Here is a 25,461-nt window from a genome sequence, read left to right as displayed (position 1 = left end):
AGTGTCGGCTATTCAAACTCAGCGATATCGGGCGGTCTGTCCGAAAGGAGATAAGAAGGCTGGCGCTGTGTAGGAGGATGAAAATGAAGAAAGAACTGGATAAAGAGCTGTATCCGGATTATGTCTATCCGGAATTCACCCCGGATCCGAACGAACCGTTCCGGGAGCCGATCGCGAAACTGGGCAAAAAGATCACAGACCGGATTCCGCAGAAACTGGGATTGAAAAAGATTACCAGAAACGATCCGGAGTACTGGGGACTTGCGGGCGTGCTTACCGATGAGGAAGCAGAACTGGCAGTAAAACTTGGTGTGAGAAAACCGAAGACACTGGCAGAGATCGTGAAACTCTCCGGTTTGGAAGAGAAAAAATGTGAAGCGCTGCTGGAAGAAATGTCAAGAAAAGGTCTTCTGGAATACAACTGGGAGAATCCGAAGCACGAAAAACAGTATGTGTTACCGATGTATGTACCGGGATGTGCAGAATTTTTCAACATGAACGCAAACATCCTGGACTCTAACCCGGAGATGGGAACTTTCTTTGAACATATGTCCCGTCTGCCTCTGGAGAAGATCACACCGTTCGTGCCGGAAGGCGGTGCCGGTATCGGTATGCATGTTATCCCGGTGGAAAAAGCGATCGAGATGGAAAATGAATCCGTAGATCTGGAACATATTTCCCACTGGCTGAACAAATATGAGGGAAAATACGCGGCAAGCCCGTGTTCCTGCCGTCGTTCCCGCCTGACCCACGGAGAGGGCTGCGCGGACGATCCGGAAGGCTGGTGTATCGCCGTCGGAGATATGGCAGATTATGTAGTGGAAACACAGAAAGACGGACGCTATATCGATAAAGCGGAGGCACTGGAGATTCTGAAGGCAGCAGAGGACAACGGATTCGTACATCAGATCACAAACATCGACGGTGCTAACAAAATCTTTGCAATCTGTAACTGTAACGTGAATGTCTGTTATGCACTGCGTACCTCCCAGCTCTTTAACACCCCGAATATGTCCCGTTCCGCTTACGTGGCGAAGGTAGAAAAAGCCAACTGTGTAGCTTGCGGAAAATGCGTGGAATTCTGTCCGGCAGGGGCGGTAAAACTGGGTCAGAAACTGTGTGATAAAGAGGGCTGCGAAGTAACCTATCCGCGGATCCCACTCCCGTCGGAACAGCCTTGGGGCGAACACATGTGGTCACATAACTATCGAGATGTGAACCGGATCAACTGCTACGATACCGGTACTGCACCATGTAAAACTGCCTGTCCGGCACATATCGCTGTACAGGGGTATCTGAAACTGGCAAAAGAGGGACGTTACGATGACGCACTGGCGTTGATCAAAAAAGATAATCCGTTACCGGCAGTCTGCGGACATGTATGTAACCGCAGATGTGAGGATGCATGTACCAGAGGAACCGTCGATGAGGCGGTAGCCATCGATGAAGTAAAACGATTCTTGGCAGAACGTGACCTGAATGCGGAGACGAGATATATCCCGAAAAAGACGATTCCGTCCCTGAAAGGTGGATTTGATGAGAAAATCGCTATCATCGGTGCCGGTCCGGCGGGACTTTCCTGTGCATATTATCTGGCGCTGACCGGATACAAACCGACTATTTTCGAGAAAAATGAGGAACCGGGCGGTATGCTTCGTTACGGAATTCCTTCCTATAAATTAGAAAAAGATCTTCTGGCAGCAGAGATCGATGTGATCCGGAAACTCGGTGTGGAAATTCGCTGTGGTGTGGAGATCGGAAAAGATATCACGATCGAAGAACTGCGGGAACAGGGTTATAAAGGTTTCTACGTGGCGATCGGATGCCAGCGTGGAAGAAAACCGGGTATCACAGGAGAGAATGCAAAAGGTACTTATGCAGCCGTTGATTTCTTGCGGGAAGCGGGAGCGAAAGAAAGCTTTGCGCTTGAAGGTGATGTTGTGGTTGTCGGCGGTGGTAATGTAGCTATCGATGCGGCGAGAATCAGCAGCCGTTGTGTGGATGCGAAGATCTCCATGTTCTGTCTGGAACAGCGGGAAAATATGCCGGCAAGTAAGGAAGAGATTGCGGAAGCACTGGAAGAAGGTATCGAGCTGAACTGCGGCTGGGGACCGAAAGAAGTGCTGGAAGAAGACGGAAAAGTGGCCGGTGTGGTATTTAAAAAATGTATCCGTGTACTGGATGAACAGGGAAGATTTTCACCGGAATACGATGAAGAACAGACCGTGACCATACCGTGTAAGCATGTGATCTTTTCCGTAGGACAGGCGATCGAATGGGGTAATATGCTGGATAACCTGGATCTGAAGAGACGGTCGAACGGCGGTGCACTGGCAGATAAACTGACCTATCAGACCTCTGAGCCGGATATCTTCGTCGGCGGTGATGTGTATACAGGACCGAGATTTGCCATCGATGCGATCGCAGCAGGACGGGAGGGTGCGATTTCCCTTCATCGTTATGTACATGAAAACTGTACCCTGACCATAGGAAGAAACCGTCGTGATTTTGTGGAGCTGGATAAAAACAATATTTCCGTGGAAAGTTACGATACATCCAAACGCCAGATTCCGGCGAAAGCAGATGAAAAAGCACAGGCAGCGACCTTCCGCGACCTGTCTCACAGTCTGACGGAAGAACAGGTAAAAGCAGAGACTTCCCGTTGTCTGTCCTGTGGAGCTTCTGTGGTGGATCCGAATAAATGTATCGGCTGTGGAGTATGTACCACAAAATGTGTCTTTGATGCGATCCATCTGCACAGAGAGATTCCGGGAGCGTCTGTGATGCGGGCATCTGAGGATAAACTGAAGTATATTCTTCCGAATATGGTGAAACAGTCCATCAAAGTGAAGTTTGCGAAGAAGAAATAGGAGAATGCAGATATGCATGAACTTGGCGTGACATTTCATATCATGGATCATCTGGAAAAGGTGGCAAAGGAGAACGAAGTGGAAAAAATACGGAAAGTAGTGCTGGAACTTGGGGAGGTCTCGACGGTGATCGAATCTTACCTGCAGAACTGCTGGACGTGGGCGGCGAAGAAACGGCCGCTGTTTGAGGAAGCAGAACTTATTGTGGAGACACTTCCTGCAATTACATACTGTGAGGAATGTGAGAAGACCTATTCGACCATAGAATATGGAAAGATCTGTCCGCACTGTGGCAGTGAACACACGTATCTTTTGCAGGGAAGTGAATTCAACATTAAGGAAATAGAAGTGGAATAAAGATTCCGCGTAAGAAAAAGGAGAGTGAGTGTATGTTTTTTCAGATTTACGGAGAAACAGCAGGATGGCAGCTGCTTGGCTGGCTGTTAGTCTTTGCAGGACTGGTAATCATGAATGAGATCGCAAGGCGGTCGAAATGGGGAGGAATCGTATGTTTCCTGGTGCTCCCGGCGGTATTGTCTGTGTACTTTATTGCCATCTATATCGGTGCGGCATCCGGTGCGGAATGGGCGCTGAACAATGATACTTACGTACATATGAACAGCTGGTTCCATTATGCGAAACTGTATGCGGCAACCGCAGGCTGTATCGGATTTATGATCCTGAAGTACCACTGGGGAAAACTGGGAAAAGCACACTGGTTCAAAGCATTTCCGTTTGTTATTGTAGCAATCAATATCCTGATCGCAGTAGCATCTGATTTTGAATCCGCGATCCGCGCAGGTTCTCTGGCAGGCGGCTGGTGGATGTCATCTGAAGGCGTATGGCTGTACGGCGGCTGGTGGAATGTACTGAACGGTCTGGCAGGGCTTTTCAATATTGTTTGTATGACCGGCTGGTGGGGTATCTACTCTTCCAAAAACAAGCAGGATATGCTGTGGCCGGATATGATCTGGGTATATGTTCTGGCCTATGATGTCTGGAACTTCCAGTATACTTACCTGAACCTGCCGACCCATTCCTGGTACTGTGGTCTGGCACTGCTTCTGGCACCGACCTTCGCAGCAGCATTGTGGAACAAAGGCGGCTGGATCCAGAACCGTGCAAACACCCTGGCACTGTGGTGCATGTTTGCGCAGGTGTTCCCACTGTTTCAGGATGCGAGTCGCTTTACAACCGTCACCGCTGTCTATGGAGAAGGCGGTATCGCAGCAGCGACGGGAAGCACCATGCCGACCGTTGCCAGTCCGACGGCACAGGGACTGATCTCGGTAGTATCCTTTGCTGTGAACGTGTTCGTATTTGCTTATATATTAAAGAGAGCAAAAGCACAGAAGAAGAACCCATGGAAAGAAGAGATCTTCGTGGATACGAAAGATTATCAGGAGGCTATGGCGAGAGCAAAATAAAGAAAACATATAGAAAAGATCCCGTACAGGTGAGTATAAAACTGTACGGGATCTTTTTGCTATAGGAAAAACCTATAGCCAATCCTAAAAAATTCCTATAACTACATTTATTGACATAAAAACGTATAAGTGATATTATCTCTACAACGAATACAACATACTAATTCGATAGGAATAATAGGTAATACAAAACAGGCACAGGAGAGAGAAAAGGACGACAAGCTATGTATATTGAATTAAAAAATATCAATAAATCCTTCGGTGATTTTCAGGCATCGAAAGATGTGAACTTTGCAATCGAAAAAGGAAAACTGGTTGGTCTTCTCGGACCGTCAGGAAGTGGAAAGACAACGATTCTCCGAATGCTTGCCGGGCTGGAGCATCAGGATTCCGGAGATATCTGTATCAACGGAAATGTGGTAAACGATCTTCCTTCGAGCCAGAGAGGAATCGGATTCGTATTTCAGAATTACGCATTATTTCCTTATCTTACGGTATATGACAACATCGCTTATGGGTTAAAGATCCAGAAGAAAGATAAGAAATTTATCAAACAGAGAGTAACCGAGCTGCTGGATCTGGTAGGGCTTCCGGGGCTGGAAAAGAGATATCCGGATCAGCTCTCCGGTGGTCAGAGACAGCGAATCGCACTTGCAAGAGCACTGGCACCGAATCCGGAAGTACTGCTTCTGGATGAACCGTTTGCAGCAATCGATGCGAAAGTTCGACAGGAACTTCGTACCTGGTTAAGAGAGACGATCGATAAGATCGGAATTACCAGTATTTTCGTAACACATGATCAGGACGAGGCGATCGAGGTAGCGGATGAGATCATCATCACCAACGAGGGCCGCGTAGAACAGATGGGGGATCCGGTGGAGATTTACCTGCATCCGAAGACACCGTTTGTGGCACAGTTTATCGGAAAATCTTCGATCATTGAAGAATACGGAAAGTTAAAAGGATTTGATTCCATCGGACCGGATACGAGGGCAATCATTCGACCGGAATTTGTAGAGATTAAAAGCCCGAAAGATGTGACGGAACAGAGTTCTATCTACGAACAGGCTGCCGTAGAACAGAGTATCTTCCGTGGCAATTACTTCGAGGTACTGTTAAATATCAAGGGTATCACTATAAGAACCAATTCCCCGCTGGTCAACGGACCGTTAAAGAGCGGCGACAAAGTATGGGTAGTCATCAATCAGATGTATGTCTTTGATGATAAGACGACAACGACACTGACAAACAAAGGACTGGATGTATCCAGTATGTACTATATTTAGGAAGGAGGCAGAAAGCCATGGCGTCACAGACAGCAAATACAAAAAAGACAGGCAGTTGGGATCTGCCTTTGAAGGTTATCAAAACAGGAATCGTCTCCTGGCTGATCGTTTTTCTGTTCTGGGGACTGGGATCCTTACAGTATGATGAGATCTTCCTCCCAAGTCCGGCAGAGACCTGGACAGCGATCAAGGAACTGGTAAGCAACGGCACATTGTGGGCGGACATTGCAGCGTCCGTAAGCCGTGTACTGAAAGGCTGGGGACTGGCGGTAGTTATTGCCGTACCGGTCGGACTGGTGGTCGGACATTTCAAACCGATCCGCTGGATCGTGGAACCGATCTTAAGTCTGTTTCGTTTTATCCCGGCCATCGCATTGACATCCCTGTTTCTGATGTGGTTTGGGGTGGATGAGACTTCCAAAGTAGCACTGATTCTGTATGCAGCATTTTTCCAGGTGCTGGTCAATACGATTGCAGGAGTGGTTGCTACCGATCATTCTCTGATGGAGGCGGCATCCTGTATGGGCGCCAGCCGGCTGAGAGTGTTTTTCACCGTGGTACTGCCTTCCGCAGTTCCGAATATCTTCACCGGTATCCGGCTGGGACTCAGCAGCAGTATCATCTGTGTGATCGCGGCAGAGATGCTGGTTGGCAACGACGGTCTTGGATATCTGATCCAGAGTTCCAAGATGTACTACAAAACAGCCTGGGCATTCGCAGGAATCGTTACCCTGGCACTGATCGGATTCGTTGCGGACCGTCTGCTTCAGCTTTTTGGTTGTACATTCTTAAAGCACTTCGGAGTGAGAAAAGCGTAGGAATCCGGAAGAGAAAAATACCTGCGAGATTGTGATATGAGGAGAAAGCAGTTTCGCGGAAACCATAAAACAGCTTTAGAAAGAGGAGGAAACATTATTATGAAAAAAAGAATTATCAGCTTGGCAGCCGCAGCAGTTTTTGTCATTGGAACACTTGCCGGATGCGGAAATAGCAGCACACAGACAACAGACAAAACAGCATCCTCCGATGCATCTTCATCCGGTGGAGATCTGGTGACCATGAGAGATGCAGTGATGACCGGTCAGCTTGATCAGTATGCGACAGAAATTGGTCTCTGGCAGGGGATTTTTGAAAAATACGGCATTGACTTACAGACGACAGAGTTTGTAGCCGGTATCAATACCATCGATGCGGTAGTCAACGGAACCGCAGACATCGGAATGATGGCAGATTATGCAGCAGTCAATCGTCTGGGAAATACCCTGGATGCCACAAACCTGCAGATCTTTTCTCAGATCTCCGGTGGTCAGTCGGCCCTGTCCGGTGGTCTGTATGTAGATCCGAAATACGCAGATGATCCGAAGAGCCTGGATGGTTCCGCAGGATTCATGTACCAGGAAGGAACGGTAACATACTATTATGCAAGTAAGTGCATCGAATATCTGGGTCTGGATGAGAGCAAACAGAACCTGATCAACACCGATTCTTCTCAGACCAGACTGGCGCTGATCCAGAAAGGCGGTGCATCCGCTGTGTATGCCAACGGTTCCGAAGCAAAGTATATCGAAGAAGCCGGCTGGGTACAGGTGGCAACTTCCCAGGAAATCGGTATTCAGACCGGATCCTACTTCCTGTCAACCGACAAATATATTTCAGAAAATACAGACACTCTTGCTAAGTTCCTGCAGGCTGTCGATGAAAGTACGCAGTATATCAACGATCATCTGGATGAATCTGCAGAATACCTGGCAGACAAACTTGGTCTGAAAGCAGAAGACTTTAAAGAAAACTGGAAAAACTACAGCTTTGAGCCTGGATTTTCCGAGGAAGCAACGACACATCTGGAAGACATCGAAAAATGGGGATTTGAACACGGAAGCTTCCCGAAAGATTATAATGTCCGCGATTTTATCAACACCGATGTGGCCAAAATCGCATTTCCGGATAATGTGACCATCGAATAAGAGACAAAGGAGAACCACAGTTATGATACAGGAACTGAACGTAAATAATTTTGACCAGGAAATCAATAAAGACAAACCGGTGGTTGTAGAGTTCTACACCACCGCATGCAGCCACTGTAAGAAGCTGGCGGGTGCATTAAATAAACTTTCCGAAGAAAAAGGAGACGATGTATTCTTCGGAAAATGCAACATTGATCAGGAAGCACTGTTACAGAGCAGATTTGATATCTCGGCAGTACCGACATTGTTGTTTATCAAAAACGGAGAGATAAAAAACAGACTGGTGGGTGAGGTTCATCCGCTGATCATTCAGGAAGAGATTAAAAAACTGGCATAGAGAAAAAACAGATCACAGGAGGTAAAAGAATATGGGTTATCCAACTGTATTTCCAACAGGAGTTTTAGTATATAACAAAGAGAAAGCGTATAACGGATACACAATTTATCCATCCGCAAAAGGAGCACTTCTGATCGATATGAACGGAAACGAAGTGAATCTGTGGGCAGGTCTTGGCGGATTTCCGAACAAGATCCTTCCGGGTGGGTATGTAATGGGAACTACCGGAGAGCGTGGTGGAAAATATGCATATCAGGATCAGCTGGATCTGGTGCAGGTGGATTATGACGGAAATATCGTCTGGAAATTCGATCACACGGAACTGATCGCAGATCCGGGAAAAGAACCGACCTGGCAGGCAAGACAGCATCACGATTACCAGAGAGAAGGAAATACCGTCGGATATTATTATCCGGGCGGCGAACCGAAAACCGACAGTGGAAATACCATCATCCTGACCCATGAAAATGTATACAATCATGAGATTTCCGATAAAAAACTGATCGATGACAAGATCATCGAAGTAGACTGGGAAGGGAATATTCTGTGGAGCTGGCGTGCTTCTGATCATTTTGAAGAATTTGATTTTGATGAAGCTGCCAAAAATGTTCTGTTCCGTAATCCGGGACTTCACGGAGAAGCCGGTGGTGACTGGATGCACATTAACTGCGTATCTGTTCTCGGAGAGAACAAATGGTACGATGCGGGAGATGAGAGATTCCATCCGGACAACCTGATCTTTGATGCGAGAAATGCAAATATTCTGGCGATCATCAGCAAGAAAACCGGAGAAATCGTATGGCAGATCGGACCTGATTTTTCTAAAACGAAAGAGCTTCGCAAACTGGGATGGATCATCGGCCAGCATCATTTCCACATGATTCCGAAGGGTCTGCCGGGAGAAGGCAATCTGCTGGTATTCGATAACGGTGGTGAAGGTGGTTATGGTAATCCGAACTCGTCCGCACCGACCGGAAACAACAACGCACACAGAGATTACTCCCGTGTTCTGGAATTTGATCCGATCACACTGGAGATCATCTGGCAGTACACCCCACTGGAAGCAGGAAACCTGTTATTTACCGATGCTTCCAAGTTTTACAGTTCCTACATCAGTTCTGCACAGCGACTGCCAAACGGCAACACACTGATCACCGAAGGATCAGACGGACATCTGATCGAAGTGACACCGGAACATGAGATCGTATGGGAATATGTGAACCCTTACTTTAAAAATATCGGCGGAAATTTCAAGATGAACATGGTTTACCGTGCATACCGCACACCATACGAATGGGTACCGCAGGCAACACATGCAGAAGAAGTATCTATCGAACCGCTGGATGTGGAAACCTTCCGTGTACCGGGAGCATCCAAAGGAGCAGGAACCGGAAAGGTAACCGTAGTTGCAGGGGTGGATCCGAACCGATCCAGTGTAACAGGTATGAATGGGGATGACGAAGACAGTGATGAAGAGAGACTGGACTTCTGCGTGGCTTCTGTAAAGAAGGGCGATCTGAAAGAAGAATAATAAGGAAACGAAAGATATGGTATATGATGTAAGTATCATCGGCAGCGGCCCGGCAGGTTTAAGCGCAGCGATCTATGCGAAGCGGGCAAACCTGTCAGCTATAGTGATAGAAAAAGAATATGAAGGAACCGGACAGATCGCAGAGAGCGGTCGGGTAGACAACTATCTGGGAATGCCGGGAATCAGCGGGTATGATCTGGGAGAGACATTCCGGGAACATGCCGTAAAACTCGAAGTCGAATTTCTGGAACAGGAAGTGACCAGGATCCAAAAAGAAGAGTCCGGACAGTTTCAGATGACCTTCTCAGACAGTTCTGTGATCGAATCAAAGACCGTGATCTATGCAGCGGGAGTATCCCCACGGAGGGCTGATATTCCGGGAGAAAAAGAATATGTGGGAAAAGGCGTTTCCTACTGTGCAATCTGCGACGGATCCTTTTACCGGGGCAAAAAAGTTGCCGTGCTCGGCGGCGGAGATACCGCACTGGATGATGCCGCTTATCTGGCAGGTCTGGCGGAGCAGGTGTATGTGATCCACAGAAGAAAAGAGTTTCGTGGCGCAGTCGTTACAGTAGAAAAACTGAAAGAAAAAGAGAATGTCACGTTTGTACTGGAACATCAGGTGAAAGAAATCACCGGAAAAGCGAAAGTGACAGGTGTTGCTTTGGAAGACGGAACAGTGATCGATGTAGATGGCGTATTCGTAGCCTTCGGATCGGTTCCGCAGACGGCACTGGTAAAGGATCTGGTGGAACTGGACCCGGCAGGCTATGTGAAAGCAGACGAAACCGGAGAAACCAGTCTGGCAGGACTGTATGTGGCCGGAGATGTCAGAACAAAGAAACTGCGCCAGGTAGTGACAGCGGTTTCCGACGGAGCCAACGCAGCAACAGCGGTGGCTGAATATTTGAAATAAAAAGTAACGTTCCGCAGGATGATCCTAGAGCGTGTCTGAAAAATCATTTCCGCAATCTGCAAGCCCCACTTTGCGGTATATTTTACCCTCATTCGGTTGCCGTAGCCCGCTACGCCGCCCTCATTCGGATAAAATCTCCCACAAACTGAGACTCGCAGCTCACGAAAAGCCTTTTTCAGACACGCTCTAGAGGACGCGTTACTGTGAGAGAGGAATAAGCGTATGAGTTTTAATACAGACCTTCTCCATGCAGGAGTGGTTCGGGAGGCAAACGGAGCAACCCTTCCCCCGGTCTGTCAAAGCAGTGCGTTCGAACAGGACACAGCCGCAGATCTGGAAAAAATATTTGAAAATAAAGCTCCCGGCTACTGTTACACCCGTGTAGGGAACCCGACAGTAACCGCATTTGAAAACAGAATCACAAAACTGGAAGGCGGCATGGCTTCGATCGCCTGTGCTTCCGGTATGGCGGCGATCATGAACGCCATTTTAAATATTGTGCGAAGCGGGGACGAGATTGTCTCTTCTGCAAGTCTTTACGGAGGATCCATCGATCTGTTTCGTGATATCGAGGAATTTGGTATCAAAACCCGGTATGTAAAAAACAATGACTGGGAAGCGATCGAGGGAGCTATCAACGAACATACCCGCCTGCTTTTTGCAGAGACGATCGGCAATCCCTGTCTGGATGTGACCGATGTGGAAAGACTGGCAGAAATTGCACATGCGCATAAGATTCCACTGATCCTGGACAACACGACAGCAACAGCGTACCTTTTCCAAGGACTAAAACATGGTGCAGATATCGTGGTCAATTCTTCTTCTAAATACATCAACGGAAGCAGCAATTCGATCAGCGGTATTCTTACTTACAGTGGAAGATTTCAATGGGATTCCGAGATGTATCCTCAGATTGCAGCTTACAAAAAATTTGGCCCGATGGCTTATATTGCAAGACTCCGAAACAGCCTTTTCCGTGACACCGGTGCATGTCTGGCACCGATGAACGCGTATCTGAATCTGATCGGGATGGAGACATTGGGACTGCGGATGGAACGGCAGTGCAGCAATGCGCTGGAACTTGCACAGTGGCTAGAAGAGACGTATCCGTCTGTTACTGTCAACTATCCGGGACTGAAAAGCAGCAACTGGTATGAGATCTCTGAAAAACAGTTTTCCAGAGGATATGGAGCAATCCTGACGCTGCGGGTGGGAAGTAAGGAAAATGCATTTGCATTGATTGATGCACTGAAAATCCCATACACACTTTCCAATATCGGGGATACGAAGACACTGGTGATCCATCCGGGATCCACGATCAGTCTTCACAGTTCAGAACAGGAAAAAGAAGATGCAGGTGTTTTCGAAGATCTGATCCGGGTCAGTGTGGGAATCGAAGATATCGAAGATCTGAAAGCAGATTTTGCACAGGCGATTGAAAAGATCGGACAGCTGTAAGGTAAAGGAGAGAGAACGATGGCACAAAAAGTAGATTATGCAGCCTTAAAAAAGGGCGGTTATATGAGACAGAAACAGAAAGGTTACGGTTCCCTGCGACTGGCCGTGATCGGTGGTAACCTGACAGCAGAAAATATCAAAAAAGTGGCGGAAGTAGCAGAAAAATACGGCCGCGGCTATGTACATATGACATCCCGTCAGGGAATCGAGATTCCGTTTATCAAAGTGGAAGAACTTGCCGAGGTAAAAGAAGAACTGGCAAAAGGCGGTGTGGGAACCGGCGTGTGCGGCCCACGTGTCCGTACCATCACAGCCTGCCAGGGATCGGAAGTCTGTCCCAGCGGATGTGTCGACACCTACACACTGGCAAAAGAACTGGATGCCAGATATTTCGGACGGGAACTTCCGCATAAGTTCAAATTCGGTGTTACCGGATGTCAGAATAACTGTCTGAAAGCCGAAGAAAATGATGTGGGAATCAAAGGTGGTATGAACATCGCATACAAAGAAGACGACTGTATCTCCTGTGGTGTATGTGTGAAAGCCTGTCGCCAGGAAGCACTGAAAATGGTGGACGGTAAAGTAGAGCTGGATGCAGAGAAATGTAATCACTGCGGTCGCTGTGTCAAGAGCTGCCCGGTGGATGCATGGGAGGGAACTCCGGGATATATTGTATCTTTTGGAGGAACTTTCGGAAATAACATCTACAAAGGAGAAGAACTGCTTCCGCTGATCTCGGACAAGGAAACACTGTTTCGTGTGACTGATGCGGCGATCACTTTCTTTGAGAAAAATGCAAATCCAAGCGAACGTTTTCGTAAGACGTTGCAGCGTGTGGGAGAGGAAGATTTCCGCAAGCAGTTGAAAGAAGCGTACGAGGGACAGTGAAAGGAGAACCATCATGGCTGAATTAGATTTTGAAGTAACCGATGAGGTTGATATTACCGATAAAGTATGCCCCCTGACATTCGTAAAGGCAAAAGTTGCCATCGAAGAACTGGAGGATGGAGAGGTCCTGGCTGTCCGCATGAACGACGGGGAACCGGTACAGAATGTTCCGCGAAGCATGAAAGAAGAAGGACATAAAGTACTGAAATTAACCGACAATGAAGACGGCACTTACACCATGTATGTAAGAAAGGTGGAAGAATAATGGCAGTACGGGTAAGCAAAGCAGATTTTGAAGAGAAAGTATTGAACGAATCGCTTCCGGTTCTGGTGGATTTTTATTCCGATTCCTGTGTGGCCTGCAAAAAACTGGCGCCGGTGTTAGAAAACGCGGAAGATGATTATGAAGATAAGATCAAAGTATATAAGGTAAATACGAACTTTGATGTGGAACTGGCTGAGCAGTATGAAGTGCAGTCTAATCCGACCCTGATCCTCTTTAAAGATGGACAGGTGAAAGACCGGAAAGTGGGTGCAATGAAACAGGCAGATTTAAACAGCTGGATCGAAGAACAGATCTGAAGAGAGTATAGAGAGACATAAAGGAGAAAAGACATGGTTATCACAGTAGCAGGAGAGAAAAAAGAAGTAAAAGACGGACTGACACTGCCGGAGCTGATCGAGCAGGAAAATGTAGAGATGCCGGAATATGTAACCGTTTCTATCAATGAAGAATTTATTGCAACCGAGGATAAAGAGTCTACCGTGTTAAAAGAGGGAGACAATGTAGAGTTCCTGTACTTCATGGGAGGTGGATGCTAAATGGCAATGACAGATGAACAGATCGAGCGTTATTCCCGCCACATCATCTTAAAAGAAGTTGGTGCGAAAGGACAAAAGAAGCTCCTGAAAGGCAAAGTGCTGATCATCGGAGCCGGTGGTCTTGGTGCACCGGCAGCCATGTATCTGGCAGCAGCCGGCGTGGGAACCATCGGTATCGTGGATGCGGACGAGGTGGATCTTTCCAATCTGCAAAGACAGATTATCCACAGTACCGCAGATATCGGAAAAGCAAAGGTAAAATCAGCGAAAGAGACTATGAACGCCATGAATCCGGATATAGAGGTTAAAACTTACCGGATGTTCGTGGATGCATCCAATATCCGGGAACTGATCCGGGAGTATGATTTTATCATTGATGGAACGGATAATTTTCCGGCAAAATTTCTGATTAACGATGCCTGTGTCCTGGAGAAAAAACCATTTTCTCATGCAGGAATCATCCGTTTCAAAGGTCAGCTGATGACTTATGTACCGGGGCAGGGACCGTGTTACCGTTGTGTATTCAAGAATCCGCCGCCAAAAGATGCCGTTCCGACCTGTAAACAGGCAGGTGTTATCGGAGCGATGGGTGGTGTCATCGGATCTTTACAGGCGATGGAAGCGATCAAGTATCTGATCGGTGTCGGAGATCTTTTAACAGGTTCTCTGTTGACGTTTGATGCGTTGACGATGGAGTTCCACAAGATCAAACTGCCGAAAGATACACATAAGTGCCCGGTATGCGGAGACAACCCGACGATCCTGGAGCCGATCGATTACGAGCAGGAAGTCTGCGAGGAGACAGCAGGGCGGTTTGCGGCGAGAGACGAGCAGTAATGAAGAATATCAATATCAGCTTCCCGGAGTGTCTGGTGTTTCCGGGCAGAATCAGAGGAAACAGAAAAGGCAGAATGGGAAGAGGAGACAGTTATGGCGATTATAAGAATGAGAGATCATCTCTATGATGAGATTGTAAATTATGCAAAGGAACATCTTCCGGAGGAAGCCTGCGGTCTTCTCGCCGGGGTGGAAACAGAAGAGGGAAGAGTGATCCAGAAGGTGTATTTTCTGGAGAATAAGGATCATGCGGAAGATCACTTTATGCTGGATCCGAGAGATCAGATGAATGCAATCAAGGATATGCGCGCCAATGGGTTAAAACCGCTGGGAAACTGGCATTCTCATCCGTCTTCTCCGTCACGGCCGTCGGTGGAGGATATTCGGCTGGCGTTTGATTCGAAGGCCAGTTATCTGATTTTGTCGTTGATGGCGGAGTATCCGGTGTTGAACAGTTTTCATGTGGAAAGCGGAGTCTGGGAAAAAGAGGATCTGAGGATTTATTCTGAGGAGTATTTTTTCTGAGGCTTGCGGATACTTTATATGTAACTATTCAGTAGTCACTGTACCGCGAGGTGTTTTGGCATGAATATGCCAAAATCCCGAGACATACAAGCCAAAATGCCATCACCGAAGGTGATTTTACATGCATTTTGGCACGTAACTGTGAAGGTACTGAACAGTTACGTTTATATAATATTAATGCTAAGAAGAGAAGTGCGAAGTGTATCGTTTGAAAGTAAGCGGTATGGTTCGTACTTTTTTTACGCGAGCAACGAGCCAAAGTCCATGCTTGCATGAGACCTTGGCGACTGCCGCGATAACTTGAGAAACTCACAAAGCGTGTTTCTCATAGTTGTGGTTTGCTGTGTTTGGATTCTTTCTTGTAAAGGGGTTGGGGGCGTGATATTATAGCATATGAATAATAAATAGTTAAGGGTTTTAATATAGGGAAAATACGGATTATGAATTATAGAGTGTTACGGATAGAGGAAGATGTGGAGTTTGGCTGCGAGGAGCGGAAAGAGGGAGATCCGGTGATGGCGGTGGTTCGGCTGGAGGACGAGGACGGGGATGTAAAAATCGTTCGGCAGAGGGATCAGATGTTGTATGACAGAGATATTAATGAAGGGGATCGGGTTTGGTTTGATGAAAGGCAGGAGTTGGTAAAGTGAGATATTGCCTGCATGGACGAAAGTCTGAAAAGACTGGCTGCACGGACGAAAGACTGGCTGCACAGACGAAAGCCCGCACTGACCCGGTAAGGTCAGACAACCGCTGGCAACGCCAAGCTGAGCTAAGTCCTAAGAAGAACTATTATGCCAGTTCGCGGAGAGTCGCTCACTGTCAAGTTCTTCTAAGGACTGGATCTCATCCTGGCTAAGAGCGCCAGCAAAAGGCTGTCTGGCCTTACCGGGTCAGTGTGGGCTTTCTGGATGTTGGCGGCGGGAAGGTGAAATGATTTTTCAGACACGCTATAGTGTAGGAAAGGAAAAGTAAAATAATATATGGATATGTATGAAGTATTGAAACGATATTTCGGGTATGACGGGTTCCGGAACGGGCAGGAGGATCTGATCGGGGCGATCTTATCCGGGAGGGATGTTCTGGGGATTATGCCTACGGGGGCGGGGAAGTCGATTTGTTATCAGGTTCCGGCGTTGCTTTTGCCGGGGATTACGGTTGTGATTTCTCCGTTGATTTCCTTGATGAAGGATCAGGTGCGGGCGTTGAATGAGGCCGGGATTCATGCGGCGTATATTAACAGTTCGCTTACGGAAGGTCAGATTTATAAGGCGATGGAATATGCGGTGCAGGGGCGGTATAAGATTATTTATGTGGCACCGGAACGGTTGTTGACGCCGCTGTTTCTTGATTTTGCACAGAGGGTGCAGATCAGTATGGTGACGGTGGATGAGGCACACTGTATTTCCCAGTGGGGACAGGATTTCCGGCCGAGTTATCTGAATATTGTGGAGTTTGTGAATCAGCTGGCGGTGCGGCCGGTGATGAGTGCGTTTACGGCGACGGCAACGGAGCAGGTGCGGGACGATATTTTGTGTGTGTTGGGGCTTCGGAGTCCGAAGGTGCTGGTGACGGGGTTTGACCGGGCGAATCTTTATTTTGAGGTGCGGACAGGGAATAAGAAGGCGGAGTTGCTGGATTATGTGAAGGAACACCGGATGGAGAGCGGGATTGTTTACTGTGCGACCAGAAAGAACGTGGAAGAGGTATGCACGATGTTACAGATGGAAGATATACCGGCGACCAGATATCATGCGGGGCTTTCTGCGGAAGAGAGAAAGCGCAATCAGGATCTTTTTATTTTTGATGAAAAGCCGGTGATGGTGGCGACGAATGCATTTGGTATGGGGATCGATAAGTCAAATGTCCGGTATGTGGTACATTATAATATGCCGCAGAGCATGGAAAATTACTATCAGGAAGCGGGACGAGCCGGGCGTGACGGGGAGCGGGCAGAATGTATCCTGCTGTATTCCCCACAGGATGTCCGGATCAATCAGTTTTTGTTAGAGGAAAAGGATCTGCGGGAGGATATGGACAGGGAAGAGGCGGAAGCAGTCCGGGAGCGGGATGCACAGCGTCTGCGGATGATGACGTTTTACAGCACGACAAAGGACTGTCTGCGTGGTTTTATCCTGAAATATTTCGGTGAGAAAGGTCCGAGGCGGTGCGAAAACTGTTCGAACTGCCTCCATGAGTATGTGGAGGAGGATGTGACGGAGATTTGCCGGGATATTATGGAATGTATCACGGAACTGCCGAGAAATTACGGTGCAGGAACGATCGCCGCGGTTCTCCGGGGAAGTCAGAATGCGAAAGTAAAATCGTATGGGCTGGAAGCTGTGGAAAGTTATGGAAAACAGAAACAGATTACCGAGCCGCGCCTGAAGGAGATCATCGGGGAACTTCTGGCACAGGGGTATCTGTGGGCGACACCGGACAAATATGCGCTGATTCATCTGGAAGAAAAGGGCGAGGATTTTCTGGAGGAGGATGAGAAGATCGTGATGAAATTCTCAAAACCAAAGGAGAAAAAGACGAAAACGGATGGCAGCGGGAAAAAGATCCGGAAACGCGCCGGGCTTACGGAAGATCTGGATGCTGCCTCCTGGAAGTTATTTGAGCGGCTGCGTCAGCTTCGCCTCACGATCGCCGGAGAACAGAAAGTGCCGCCGTATATCGTATTCAGTGATAAAACGTTGATTGATATGTGCGTGAAAAAACCCACCGACCGGGCTTCCATGCTGGAGGTGTCCGGCGTGGGTGAGGCGAAGTATGAGAAATATGGGGAACGGTTCTTAGAGGAACTAGAGCGTGTCTGAAAAATCGTAACTGTTCAGTACCTTCACAGTTACGAACCAAAATGCATTTAAACGATAAAAACACGCTTTGCGAGTTTTTATCGTTATCGCGGCACTCCTCAAGGTTTCGTGCAAGCACGGACTTTGACTCGTTGCTCGCGTAAATCACCTTCGGTGATGGCATTTTGGCTTGTATGTCTCGGGATTTTGACATATTCATGTCAAAACACCTCGCGGGACAGTGGCTACTGAATAGTTACGAAAAATCATAAAATACCAGTTGCCTGTCAGATAAGAGAATTAAAAATCTGGCACGACAACTGGTATTATTGCATTTACTTGCGTTCTTGCGCCTTCAACGGAAGCGTCACAGTGATCAGCAGAGAGTGTTCATCCTGCGTGGTTGATGTGATTTTTCCTTTATGGGTATTGACCACGGCAGCGGCAATGGAGAGTCCGAGACCGTAGCCACCGGTCCGGGAACTTCTTGACTTATCTGTCCGGTAAAAACGGTCGAACAGGTGTGGCAGCTGTTCACGGTCGATGGAGTCGGCGGTGTTGTATACAGAAAGTTTCACGTTGTTTCCTGCTTTTTCAAGACGAAGGGAAATCTCGCCTTCCGGAGTGGAGTATTTCATCGCGTTATCTAACAGGATCGATACCAGCTGTGTGAGTGCTTTTTCGTCTCCGTACAGGGAGATCATCGGCTGGATCGAGGTTTCAAAAGTCTTGTTCTGTGTGCGGGCAAGTGCCTGAAAAGACTGTACCGTTTCTTCTACCACATCCGAGAATGGGAAATCGATCATTTGCAGCCGGGTGCGTTCCTCTTCCAGCCGGGAGAGTGTGATCAGGTTATTGGTCAGGGAAGTCAGGTGTTTTGTCTGCTCCTGAATATCTGCCAGCCATTCATTCTGTCCATAATCCATCTCTAAAATCTCCGCATCTGCATTGATGATGGTCAGCGGGGTTTTCAACTCATGTCCGGCATCGGTGATAAACTGTTTCTGTTTTTCGTGATTCTCGATAAACGGTTTGATGATGTAACCGGACAGCAGAAACATCAAAAGTAAAACCAGAAGCATACCGATCAGACATACACTTACGCTGGTAAAGACCAGTGTGTGGAAGGACGAAAGCGTTCGCTGACAGTCCAGAAAGATCACACGGGTACCGCTGTCTGAGGTGACGGTGGTATATCGGTAGCTGTGGAGAAATCCTTTTGTTTTTTCGCTCTTAAAAATAGAGGTTGCATATGCAGCAGCCGTATCTTCATCAACGGCGGCGATCATGCCGGTATCGGTGGACAGGACAGAAGCATCGTTGCTGTCGAGCAGGACAGAGAAATATCGGGATTCGAAGGGAAGCTCCGGGGAGTCTTTCGGGTTCCCGGAGGGTTGTTTTGACTCCGGGAGGTCGGACGGTTTTCCACTCTTCCCACTGTTTTTGAGATTGCCGGGGTCTGTATCTGCGGACGGATCGGAGTTCGCCGACAAATCGGATGCCGAAGAAGCAGAACCGGCATCCTGGCTGGATGGATCCGGTTGAGAGGGATCCTTTGCGTCAGGCAATTTACCTGCGTGATCTGGTTCGTCATTTTTCGGTTCCGGAAACGTCCCATCGTTATCCGCCAGAATAGACAACGTATGATTGGCATCTGAGACCATTTTACGATAGTTCAGGAGCCCGACAAATCCAAAGATACAAAAAAGAACAATACAGAGCGATACCATAGACACCGCGATCAGTTTTTTCCGTAATTTTCGAATCATGCTTTTTCCTCCAGAAAGTACCCGGCGTTACGGACAGCTTTGATCTGGATCGTAGCACCGAGGGCATCCAGTTTTTTGCGAAGATAAGAAATATACACCCACACCACATGGATCTCCACATCACTGTCATATCCCCAGATTTTTTCCAGGAACCGTTGCGTCGGGATCAGGTGAGTGGGATTGGAAATTAACAGTTCCATCATCTGAAATTCGCGGTTTGCCAGCTTAAAGGAACCGGAAGCCGAGGACAGCTCGTAAGTCGCGCAGTCCAGGGTGATATTGCCATAGGTGATCTGGGAACTGGTACCGATGTTCTGGATCCGGGTGATGGCGCGGATCCGGGCGAGGAGTTCTTTTGCATCGAACGGTTTGGTCAGATAGTCGTTGGCGCCGCTGTCAAGCCCCAGGACTTTATCATCAATCTCCGATCTTGCGGACAGGATCAGCACAGGGGTTGTGTTACCCCGGGCACGAAGAGTCTTTAAGACGGTGATGCCGTCCATCTTCGGCATCATCACATCGAGGATCAGCCCGTCGTAATTGGTGGCTTCCAGATATTCAAGGGCGGCTTCCCCGTCATAGACCGTATCCACAGAATAATTATTCCGGGTCAGAATGGCAGCCAGAGCCCGGGACAGGGATTTTTCATCTTCTGCTATCAGTAATCGCATAAAACATACACCTCAGGTTATGGATAACATATATTTTTCTGAACTCAGTATGGCAAAAAAGGAGAAAAATCAAATGAAAATACTGTGTGCAGGGTCAGAGAAATTCTGTAGCTGCTGTGAATGGAGTGACCGCAACATCCTGTAACAACAGGTTGACCATACAGAAAGAATACATTATACTTGCAGATAGAGGAAAAAGGAAGGAACGACACTTATGAATTATATTGTCTTTGATCTGGAGTGGAATCAGTGTCCTTACGGAAAAGGCCAGGAAAATGAAAGAATTCCCTTTGAGATTATTGAGATCGGAGCAGTAAAACTGAACAGTGAGCGACAGATCATAGACCAGTATCAGGTACTGATACAGCCGCGGGTATATAAGAAACTTCATCACCGTACCAGAGAGATCATCCAGATGGATATGAAACTGTTGGAAGGGGAAGGGATTCCTTTTTACCGTGCTGTCAAAGAATTCTTGAAATGGTGCGGTGAGGATGCCCTTTTTTGCAGCTGGGGCAATTCCGATCTGCTGGAACTGCAGCGAAACATGAAATACTACGGCATCCTGCAGCTTTTAAAAGGACCGATCCGTTATCTGGATGTGCAAAAATTGTTCAGTATCGACCGGGAGGACGGAGACAGCAGAAGGTCTCTGGAATATGCCGTGGATGTACTGGAGATAGAAAAACAGCAGGAATTTCACCGGGCACTGGCGGATTCCTGGTATACGGCAAAGGTTTTGATGCGGCTCCGAAGCGAGATTGTGGACACGTTTTATTCTATTGACTGCTATCAGAATCCGAAACGAAAGGAAGAAGAGATCAAAGTCTTTTATCCGGGGTATGAAAAATTTATTTCCCGGGAATTTGACTCCAAAGAAGAAGCCATGGCGGATAAGGAGATCACCAGCAGCCGCTGTCATCTGTGCAGAAAAAATATCCGCAAAAAGATCCGGTGGTTTGCGGCGGGGCAGAAGAATTATTACTGCCTGGCGTACTGTCCGGTACATGGCTGGATGAAGGGCAAGATCCGGATGAAGAAGACGGAGCAGGGCAGAGTATTTGCGGTAAAGACCATGAAATATACCACGGAAGAGGAAGCCATGGAGATACGGACCAAAAAAGAAGAAATCAAAAGAAAAAGACGGGCACGTAAGAAAGGAGAAAAATAATATGTTGGTACAGGGAATTCATCATGTATGTATCCGATGCGAAAAATCGGAGATTGAAAAAGTAAAAGAATTTTATCAGGGAGTGCTGGGTATGCCTGTGATTCGTTCCTGGGGAGAACCGGAACTGGCAGGTTTCATGTTTGATACAGGCGCAGGACTTGTGGAAGTATTTACCGATGCCGAGGGACAGCTGCCCCAGGGAAGCATCCGGCATTTTGCATTGAAGACGGATGATGTGGACGGATGCGTGAAGGCAGTCCGTGAGGCAGGATATCCGATCACCGTAGAGCCAAAAGACATCGTGATTCCGTCCCAACCGGAATTTCCGGTTCGTGTGGCTTTCTGCAATGGACCGGTGGGAGAAGAAATTGAATTCTTCCAGGAAAAATAAAACATCCGCTGATGGACAGAGCGGTACTCTACATGAAACTCTATACTTTCGGTATACCGTTTATGAACTGTACGATCGCGGAAATTATTTACTTTAAATAATATTAAAAAATTCTCGGACAAACCTGAAGAGGAACATCTGTCCGGGAATTTTTTATTTAAATTTCATTTAGTGAAGAATAAATAATGCCTGCCCTGTCATTGTGCATCTTGTGGTGTATGTTTCTGAGTGGTGAGAGTAGAAAAGAAGCCATCTGTGAAATTGCCATAAAAACCTCGACAATTCAACCGTATAATGTTATAATAATACAACCGTTTAAAGCGTTGAAGCGAGAAAGTAAAGAAAGAAGTAGAAAGTATGAAAATCGTAGTATGTATGAAACAGGTACCGGCCAGTTCCAAAGTAGATATTGATCCGGAAACCGGTGCCATGAAGAGAATGTCCGGGGAGACCAGGACCAATCCTTACGATCTGTTCGCGCTGGAGACAGCCCTTCAGATCCGTGAAAAAGTGGGAGGAACCGTAACGGTACTGACGATGGGACCGCCGCAGGCAGAGGAAATGATGCGCGATGCTTATACGATGGGTGCTGACGATGCGGTGATACTCTCTGACAGAAAATTTGCAGGAGCCGATGTGCTTGCCACCTCTTATGCGCTGGCACAGGGGATCCAGGTGATTGGCGGCGCGGACCTGATCATCTGCGGAAGACAGACAACCGATGGCGATACCGCACAGGTAGGACCGGCGATCGCAGAACATCTGACGATTCCGCATGCTGCATGGGTGGCAGAGATCGTGGATGTGAATGAGAAAGCCATTCAGGTCCGTCAGGATCTGGTCAGTGTATCTCAGATATCCGAGATACCGTATCCGTGTCTTCTGACAATCGACAAAGATACCTGTGTACCGCGTCTGCCGTCCTATCTGCTAAAAAAAGCAACCGCAGACCGTCCGATCCGTATTCTGAGCTTTGAGAATATGCCGGATCAGGATCTGAGCCGATATGGTCTGGTAGGATCTCCTACCTCTGTAGAGCGTATGTTTGCACCACCGGAAGGAGAAAAACAGGTCTATCTGGAAGGCAGTGCGAAAGAAAAAGCAGAGGAACTTTTTTCCATCTTAACCGGAAAGAAGATCATATAGGAGGAACAGATACATATGGAATTTATGAAATTTGATGCAGACAAATGTAGTCTCTGCGGAATCTGCGTGGAAAAATGTCCTTTTGGTGCGCTGACCATAGAGGGAGCGGGAATCGTAGTCAGCGAAAGCTGCCGTATGTGTGGTCTCTGTGTGAGAAACTGTCCGGAGAAGGCCATACAGTTTGAGCAGAAAGCAAAAGCATTTAACAAAGATGACTGGAAAAACTTCCTGATCTATGTGGAACAGGAGCGTGGCGAGATCCATCCGGTGACCTACGAACTTGTGGGAGAAGCCAGAAAGATGGCAGGAAAAGTCGGTTACGAAGTCAACTGTGTGATCGTAGGCGGCGAAGGAACGAAGGAAAATGCCGAAAAGCTGCTTCCTTATGGTGTGGACCATGTGTATGTATATGAAGATCCGGGATTTGAAGGATTTCGGGCAGACTGCTATGCAGATGCAGTGGCAGACTGTATCGCGGCAAATAAACCGAGTTCTGTACTGATCGGAGCAACCGCACTGGGACGTTCCCTGGCACCGCGGCTCTCGACCCGTTTCCATACCGGTCTGACCGCAGACTGTACCACACTGGATATCAAACCAAATACCGATATGATCCAGGTACGTCCTGCATTTGGCGGCAATATCATGGCACAGATCGGAATCACAAAGTCCAGACCACAGTTTGCGACGGTGAGATATAAAGTCATGGATAAAGCTGAAGTGGTAGCGAACCCGCACGGCGAAGTGGTTGTCTGTCCGGTCAATGAAAAGATGGCAGAATCGAGAATCAAGATCCTTTCTTCTGAGGTGATCGATAAAGTCAAGAGCCTGGAAGAAGAGGATGTGCTGGTGGTAGCAGGCCGTGGCGTACGAAATGAAAAAGATGTGGAAATGTGCCGGGAACTGGCAGAAGCCCTTGGCGGTCAGCTGGCCTTTACCCGTCCGATGGTGGAAAACGGATTTGGCGATACGGCGCATCAGATCGGTCTGTCCGGCCGTACCGTGCGGCCGAAACTGATCATCACCTGCGGGGTGTCCGGAGCGATCCAGTTCACCTCCTGTATGAACGGATCGGAATGTATCGTAGCGATCAACACAGATCCACAGGCACAGATCTTCGGTGTGGCAGATTACTGTATCGTAGATGATTTATACCAGGTTGTCCCAGAACTGACAGCATTGGCAAAAAAACAGAAGGAGGACTAAGTCATGGCATACCCTTATAAGAAAATGACTTCCCAGGATTGTGACTATATCCGTTCTGTCACCGCGCCTGACCGTGTATGGGTGGGAGCGGAGATCGCCAGCGAATATTATCGGGATGAGATGCCGGAGTACGGCGTGTATCAGCCGGATCTGTACGTGGAAGTTGTGAACAAAGAAGAAGTATCAGCCATTATGGCATATGCGTATAAAGAAAATATCCCGGTGGTCTGCCGTGGAGCGGGAACCGGTCTGGCAGGAGGAGCTACCTGCAAATACGGCGGTATCATGTTATCTGTCATGCGGATGAACAAGATTTTCCCGATTGACCGGAAGAATCAGACGATCACTGCCCAGCCGGGTGCACTGTTGATTGATATTCAGGCGGCAGCCGCAGCAGGCGGACTGTTCTACCCGCCGGATCCGGGGGAAAAGACTGCATCCATTGGCGGTAATGTCATTACAAATGCCGGCGGTATGAAAGCGGTCCGTTACGGACTGACGAGAGATTTTGTCCGCTGTATCGAGGCAGTTATGCCGGACGGATCGATCATGAATTTTTCATCCAATGTTGTGAAAAATACGACCGGATATGATGTGAAAGACCTGATCATCGGTTCCGAGGGAACCCTTTGTATCCTGACGGAAGTGACATTAAAACTGCTTCCGGCACCGACCTGCACCTGTACGCTGGTTATGCCGTTTAAGAGCCTTGAAGAGTGTGCGGATATGGTTCCGAAGGTACTGGAACTGCCATTTGTACCGACTGCGATAGAATTCCTTGAGCGAGAATTGATAGACATTGTAGAGCGGAACCTGAACAAAATGTTTCCGGTGAAAGAGGGTGAGGCAGTTCTGATCGTAATGTACGATGCTTCGAGTAAGCAGGAACTTGACAGTGCTGTGGAAGCCGCTGCAGAGGCAGCACTGGCAAACGGAGCTCTGGACTGTGCAATCGCCGGAACACCGGAACGCGCCGGAGCGGTATGGAGTGTGCGCGGCGGTATCCTGGAAGGCATGAAAGCGGATTCAGTGGCACAGGAAGAGTGTGATGTGGTTGTCCCGAGAGCAAGAATCGCAGAGTATGTAAAGGCAGCGAAAAAGATCGCAAGTGCCCATGGCATCCGTGTAGAGCCCTGTGGTCACTGTGGAGACGGAAACATCCACACCGAGATGCTTCGAGGACCGGAGATGAGTGATGAAGAGTGGAAGGCAGCAACCCACGCCAGTCTGACAGAACTGTACGCACTGTCCAAAGAACTGGGTGGACAGTTATCCGGAGAGCATGGTATCGGAAACGGCCGTCTGGAATTCCTGGAAGAGTTCGTGGGACCGCGGATGATCCAGCTGTACAAATCCATCAAGCTGGCGTTTGATGATAAACTGATCCTCAATCCGGGTAAGGTGATCGAGTTTAATAAATAATCAGAAATATTCCGACAATAAAG

At 47.9% G+C, this 25,461-nt stretch carries 26 protein-coding genes and 1 pseudogene; 24 read left to right on the top strand and 3 right to left on the bottom strand.

Going from position 1 to position 25,461, the window contains the following annotated elements; all coding sequences use genetic code 11:
* The first annotated feature begins 83 nt into the window (after positions 1-83).
* From FYJ57_RS03270 to FYJ57_RS16495, 10 genes are all read left to right on the top strand, one after another.
* Entirely contained in the window at positions 84-2,870 is a 2,787-nt protein-coding gene (locus FYJ57_RS03270) for an FAD-dependent oxidoreductase (RefSeq protein WP_154431512.1), read from the top strand.
* Between the two features lie 12 nt (positions 2,871-2,882).
* Positions 2,883-3,227 (top strand): hydrogenase maturation nickel metallochaperone HypA, encoded by a 345-nt coding sequence (locus tag FYJ57_RS03265; RefSeq protein ID WP_022399064.1) that lies wholly within the window; start codon positions 2,883-2,885, stop codon positions 3,225-3,227.
* A gap of 32 nt (positions 3,228-3,259) precedes the next feature.
* On the top strand, positions 3,260-4,297 hold the full coding sequence (locus tag FYJ57_RS03260; protein WP_154431511.1) for a DUF5692 family protein: 1,038 nt from the start codon (positions 3,260-3,262) through the stop codon (positions 4,295-4,297).
* Positions 4,298-4,521: 224 nt separating this feature from the next.
* Positions 4,522-5,583, top strand: coding sequence for a sulfate/molybdate ABC transporter ATP-binding protein (locus FYJ57_RS03255; protein WP_154431510.1), 1,062 nt, complete (start codon positions 4,522-4,524; stop codon positions 5,581-5,583).
* A gap of 17 nt (positions 5,584-5,600) precedes the next feature.
* The gene (locus FYJ57_RS03250; protein ID WP_154431509.1) at positions 5,601-6,401 is read left to right on the top strand and encodes an ABC transporter permease; all 801 of its coding nucleotides are present in this window, start codon (positions 5,601-5,603) and stop codon (positions 6,399-6,401) included.
* A gap of 99 nt (positions 6,402-6,500) precedes the next feature.
* Positions 6,501-7,547, top strand: coding sequence for an ABC transporter substrate-binding protein (locus tag FYJ57_RS03245; RefSeq protein WP_205839899.1), 1,047 nt, complete (start codon positions 6,501-6,503; stop codon positions 7,545-7,547).
* Between the two features lie 22 nt (positions 7,548-7,569).
* Positions 7,570-7,884 carry a thioredoxin family protein gene (locus tag FYJ57_RS03240; RefSeq protein ID WP_022172657.1) on the top strand — a complete coding sequence of 105 codons (315 nt, stop codon included), beginning with the start codon at positions 7,570-7,572 and terminating at the stop codon, positions 7,882-7,884.
* Between the two features lie 31 nt (positions 7,885-7,915).
* On the top strand, positions 7,916-9,415 hold the full coding sequence (locus FYJ57_RS03235) for an aryl-sulfate sulfotransferase (RefSeq protein WP_154431507.1): 1,500 nt from the start codon (positions 7,916-7,918) through the stop codon (positions 9,413-9,415).
* Between the two features lie 16 nt (positions 9,416-9,431).
* Positions 9,432-10,331 (top strand): NAD(P)/FAD-dependent oxidoreductase, encoded by a 900-nt coding sequence (locus FYJ57_RS03230; protein WP_154431506.1) that lies wholly within the window; start codon positions 9,432-9,434, stop codon positions 10,329-10,331.
* Positions 10,319-10,480 carry a DUF6783 domain-containing protein gene (locus tag FYJ57_RS16495; protein WP_408636456.1) on the top strand — a complete coding sequence of 54 codons (162 nt, stop codon included), beginning with the start codon at positions 10,319-10,321 and terminating at the stop codon, positions 10,478-10,480. Before FYJ57_RS03230 ends, FYJ57_RS16495 begins: the two co-directional genes overlap by 13 nt.
* Here the strand turns inward: FYJ57_RS16495 and FYJ57_RS16490 are convergent.
* Positions 10,409-10,555, bottom strand: a pseudogene (locus FYJ57_RS16490) (DUF6783 domain-containing protein); the annotation flags it as partial. The gene FYJ57_RS16495 and the pseudogene FYJ57_RS16490 sit on opposite strands and share 72 nt — an antisense overlap.
* On the opposite strand from FYJ57_RS16490, the gene FYJ57_RS03225 reads away from it, so the two are divergent.
* The 9 genes from FYJ57_RS03225 (at position 10,554) to recQ (ending at position 17,683) form a co-directional block, all read left to right on the top strand.
* Positions 10,554-11,789, top strand: a complete 1,236-nt coding sequence (locus FYJ57_RS03225; RefSeq protein WP_154431505.1) for an O-acetylhomoserine aminocarboxypropyltransferase/cysteine synthase family protein — start codon at positions 10,554-10,556, stop codon at positions 11,787-11,789. The pseudogene FYJ57_RS16490 and the gene FYJ57_RS03225 overlap by 2 nt on opposite strands.
* Before the next feature lie 18 nt (positions 11,790-11,807).
* Positions 11,808-12,677, top strand: a complete 870-nt coding sequence (locus FYJ57_RS03220) for a ferredoxin-like domain-containing protein (protein WP_154431504.1) — start codon at positions 11,808-11,810, stop codon at positions 12,675-12,677.
* 13 nt (positions 12,678-12,690) lie between these two features.
* Positions 12,691-12,942, top strand: a complete 252-nt coding sequence (locus FYJ57_RS03215) for a sulfurtransferase TusA family protein (protein WP_106491306.1) — start codon at positions 12,691-12,693, stop codon at positions 12,940-12,942.
* Positions 12,942-13,259, top strand: coding sequence for a thioredoxin (gene trxA, locus FYJ57_RS03210; protein WP_154431503.1), 318 nt, complete (start codon positions 12,942-12,944; stop codon positions 13,257-13,259). Before FYJ57_RS03215 ends, trxA begins: the two co-directional genes overlap by 1 nt.
* Positions 13,260-13,292: 33 nt before the next feature.
* Complete coding sequence (gene thiS / locus FYJ57_RS03205; RefSeq protein WP_106491304.1) at positions 13,293-13,499, top strand: sulfur carrier protein ThiS; 207 nt, start codon at positions 13,293-13,295, stop codon at positions 13,497-13,499.
* Entirely contained in the window at positions 13,500-14,336 is an 837-nt protein-coding gene (locus FYJ57_RS03200; RefSeq protein ID WP_154431502.1) for a HesA/MoeB/ThiF family protein, read from the top strand. It abuts the gene before it with no gap.
* Between the two features lie 93 nt (positions 14,337-14,429).
* Positions 14,430-14,861 carry a M67 family metallopeptidase gene (locus FYJ57_RS03195; RefSeq protein WP_154431501.1) on the top strand — a complete coding sequence of 144 codons (432 nt, stop codon included), beginning with the start codon at positions 14,430-14,432 and terminating at the stop codon, positions 14,859-14,861.
* Positions 14,862-15,301: 440 nt separating this feature from the next.
* The gene (locus FYJ57_RS03190; RefSeq protein WP_154431500.1) at positions 15,302-15,511 is read left to right on the top strand and encodes a hypothetical protein; all 210 of its coding nucleotides are present in this window, start codon (positions 15,302-15,304) and stop codon (positions 15,509-15,511) included.
* A 333-nt stretch (positions 15,512-15,844) separates the two neighbouring features.
* On the top strand, positions 15,845-17,683 hold the full coding sequence (gene recQ, locus FYJ57_RS03185; RefSeq protein ID WP_154431499.1) for a DNA helicase RecQ: 1,839 nt from the start codon (positions 15,845-15,847) through the stop codon (positions 17,681-17,683).
* Between the two features lie 314 nt (positions 17,684-17,997).
* On the opposite strand, the gene FYJ57_RS03180 is transcribed toward recQ, so the two are convergent.
* Complete coding sequence (locus FYJ57_RS03180; RefSeq protein ID WP_235904364.1) at positions 17,998-19,431, bottom strand: sensor histidine kinase; 1,434 nt, start codon at positions 19,429-19,431, stop codon at positions 17,998-18,000.
* The gene (locus FYJ57_RS03175) at positions 19,428-20,102 is read right to left on the bottom strand and encodes a response regulator transcription factor (protein WP_154431498.1); all 675 of its coding nucleotides are present in this window, start codon (positions 20,100-20,102) and stop codon (positions 19,428-19,430) included. The genes FYJ57_RS03180 and FYJ57_RS03175 overlap by 4 nt, the downstream gene beginning before the upstream one ends.
* Positions 20,103-20,316: 214 nt before the next feature.
* Here FYJ57_RS03175 and FYJ57_RS03170 point away from each other — a divergent pair, with 214 nt between their 5' ends.
* The 5 genes from FYJ57_RS03170 to FYJ57_RS03150 all read left to right on the top strand — a co-directional run bounded on the left by FYJ57_RS03170 (position 20,317) and on the right by FYJ57_RS03150 (position 25,438).
* Positions 20,317-21,273 (top strand): 3'-5' exonuclease, encoded by a 957-nt coding sequence (locus FYJ57_RS03170; RefSeq protein ID WP_154431497.1) that lies wholly within the window; start codon positions 20,317-20,319, stop codon positions 21,271-21,273.
* Between the two features lies 1 nt (position 21,274).
* Positions 21,275-21,664 (top strand): VOC family protein, encoded by a 390-nt coding sequence (locus tag FYJ57_RS03165; protein ID WP_022172864.1) that lies wholly within the window; start codon positions 21,275-21,277, stop codon positions 21,662-21,664.
* 357 nt (positions 21,665-22,021) lie between these two features.
* On the top strand, positions 22,022-22,810 hold the full coding sequence (locus FYJ57_RS03160) for an electron transfer flavoprotein subunit beta/FixA family protein (protein ID WP_118576480.1): 789 nt from the start codon (positions 22,022-22,024) through the stop codon (positions 22,808-22,810).
* Positions 22,811-22,825: 15 nt separating this feature from the next.
* A complete protein-coding gene (locus FYJ57_RS03155; RefSeq protein WP_117525180.1) occupies positions 22,826-24,016 on the top strand; it encodes an FAD-binding protein in 1,191 nt (396 codons plus the stop codon).
* 3 nt (positions 24,017-24,019) lie between these two features.
* Positions 24,020-25,438 (top strand): FAD-binding oxidoreductase, encoded by a 1,419-nt coding sequence (locus tag FYJ57_RS03150; protein ID WP_154431496.1) that lies wholly within the window; start codon positions 24,020-24,022, stop codon positions 25,436-25,438.
* Positions 25,439-25,461: the final 23 nt, after the last annotated feature.

The sequence above is a fragment of the Oliverpabstia intestinalis genome, from assembly GCF_009696065.1.
Taxonomy (GTDB): Bacteria; Bacillota; Clostridia; order Lachnospirales; family Lachnospiraceae; genus Oliverpabstia; species Oliverpabstia intestinalis.
This window is presented reverse-complemented; position numbering and strand designations above follow the sequence as displayed.

What these genes read in the sequence shown, in the direction of transcription:
- FYJ57_RS03270 (WP_154431512.1), top strand. Translation starts at nt 84, where the DNA reads ATGAAGAAAGAACTGGATAAAGAGCTGTATCCGGATTATGTCTATCCG.
- FYJ57_RS03265 (WP_022399064.1), top strand. Translation starts at nt 2,883, where the DNA reads ATGCATGAACTTGGCGTGACATTTCATATCATGGATCATCTGGAAAAG.
- FYJ57_RS03260 (WP_154431511.1), top strand. Translation starts at nt 3,260, where the DNA reads ATGTTTTTTCAGATTTACGGAGAAACAGCAGGATGGCAGCTGCTTGGC.
- FYJ57_RS03255 (WP_154431510.1), top strand. Translation starts at nt 4,522, where the DNA reads ATGTATATTGAATTAAAAAATATCAATAAATCCTTCGGTGATTTTCAG.
- FYJ57_RS03250 (WP_154431509.1), top strand. Translation starts at nt 5,601, where the DNA reads ATGGCGTCACAGACAGCAAATACAAAAAAGACAGGCAGTTGGGATCTG.
- FYJ57_RS03245 (WP_205839899.1), top strand. Translation starts at nt 6,501, where the DNA reads ATGAAAAAAAGAATTATCAGCTTGGCAGCCGCAGCAGTTTTTGTCATT.
- FYJ57_RS03240 (WP_022172657.1), top strand. Translation starts at nt 7,570, where the DNA reads ATGATACAGGAACTGAACGTAAATAATTTTGACCAGGAAATCAATAAA.
- FYJ57_RS03235 (WP_154431507.1), top strand. Translation starts at nt 7,916, where the DNA reads ATGGGTTATCCAACTGTATTTCCAACAGGAGTTTTAGTATATAACAAA.
- FYJ57_RS03230 (WP_154431506.1), top strand. Translation starts at nt 9,432, where the DNA reads ATGGTATATGATGTAAGTATCATCGGCAGCGGCCCGGCAGGTTTAAGC.
- FYJ57_RS03225 (WP_154431505.1), top strand. Translation starts at nt 10,554, where the DNA reads ATGAGTTTTAATACAGACCTTCTCCATGCAGGAGTGGTTCGGGAGGCA.
- FYJ57_RS03220 (WP_154431504.1), top strand. Translation starts at nt 11,808, where the DNA reads ATGGCACAAAAAGTAGATTATGCAGCCTTAAAAAAGGGCGGTTATATG.
- FYJ57_RS03215 (WP_106491306.1), top strand. Translation starts at nt 12,691, where the DNA reads ATGGCTGAATTAGATTTTGAAGTAACCGATGAGGTTGATATTACCGAT.
- trxA (WP_154431503.1), top strand. Translation starts at nt 12,942, where the DNA reads ATGGCAGTACGGGTAAGCAAAGCAGATTTTGAAGAGAAAGTATTGAAC.
- thiS (WP_106491304.1), top strand. Translation starts at nt 13,293, where the DNA reads ATGGTTATCACAGTAGCAGGAGAGAAAAAAGAAGTAAAAGACGGACTG.
- FYJ57_RS03200 (WP_154431502.1), top strand. Translation starts at nt 13,500, where the DNA reads ATGGCAATGACAGATGAACAGATCGAGCGTTATTCCCGCCACATCATC.
- FYJ57_RS03195 (WP_154431501.1), top strand. Translation starts at nt 14,430, where the DNA reads ATGGCGATTATAAGAATGAGAGATCATCTCTATGATGAGATTGTAAAT.
- FYJ57_RS03190 (WP_154431500.1), top strand. Translation starts at nt 15,302, where the DNA reads ATGAATTATAGAGTGTTACGGATAGAGGAAGATGTGGAGTTTGGCTGC.
- recQ (WP_154431499.1), top strand. Translation starts at nt 15,845, where the DNA reads ATGGATATGTATGAAGTATTGAAACGATATTTCGGGTATGACGGGTTC.
- FYJ57_RS03180 (WP_235904364.1), bottom strand. Translation starts at nt 19,431, where the DNA reads ATGATTCGAAAATTACGGAAAAAACTGATCGCGGTGTCTATGGTATCG.
- FYJ57_RS03175 (WP_154431498.1), bottom strand. Translation starts at nt 20,102, where the DNA reads ATGCGATTACTGATAGCAGAAGATGAAAAATCCCTGTCCCGGGCTCTG.
- FYJ57_RS03170 (WP_154431497.1), top strand. Translation starts at nt 20,317, where the DNA reads ATGAATTATATTGTCTTTGATCTGGAGTGGAATCAGTGTCCTTACGGA.
- FYJ57_RS03165 (WP_022172864.1), top strand. Translation starts at nt 21,275, where the DNA reads ATGTTGGTACAGGGAATTCATCATGTATGTATCCGATGCGAAAAATCG.
- FYJ57_RS03160 (WP_118576480.1), top strand. Translation starts at nt 22,022, where the DNA reads ATGAAAATCGTAGTATGTATGAAACAGGTACCGGCCAGTTCCAAAGTA.
- FYJ57_RS03155 (WP_117525180.1), top strand. Translation starts at nt 22,826, where the DNA reads ATGGAATTTATGAAATTTGATGCAGACAAATGTAGTCTCTGCGGAATC.
- FYJ57_RS03150 (WP_154431496.1), top strand. Translation starts at nt 24,020, where the DNA reads ATGGCATACCCTTATAAGAAAATGACTTCCCAGGATTGTGACTATATC.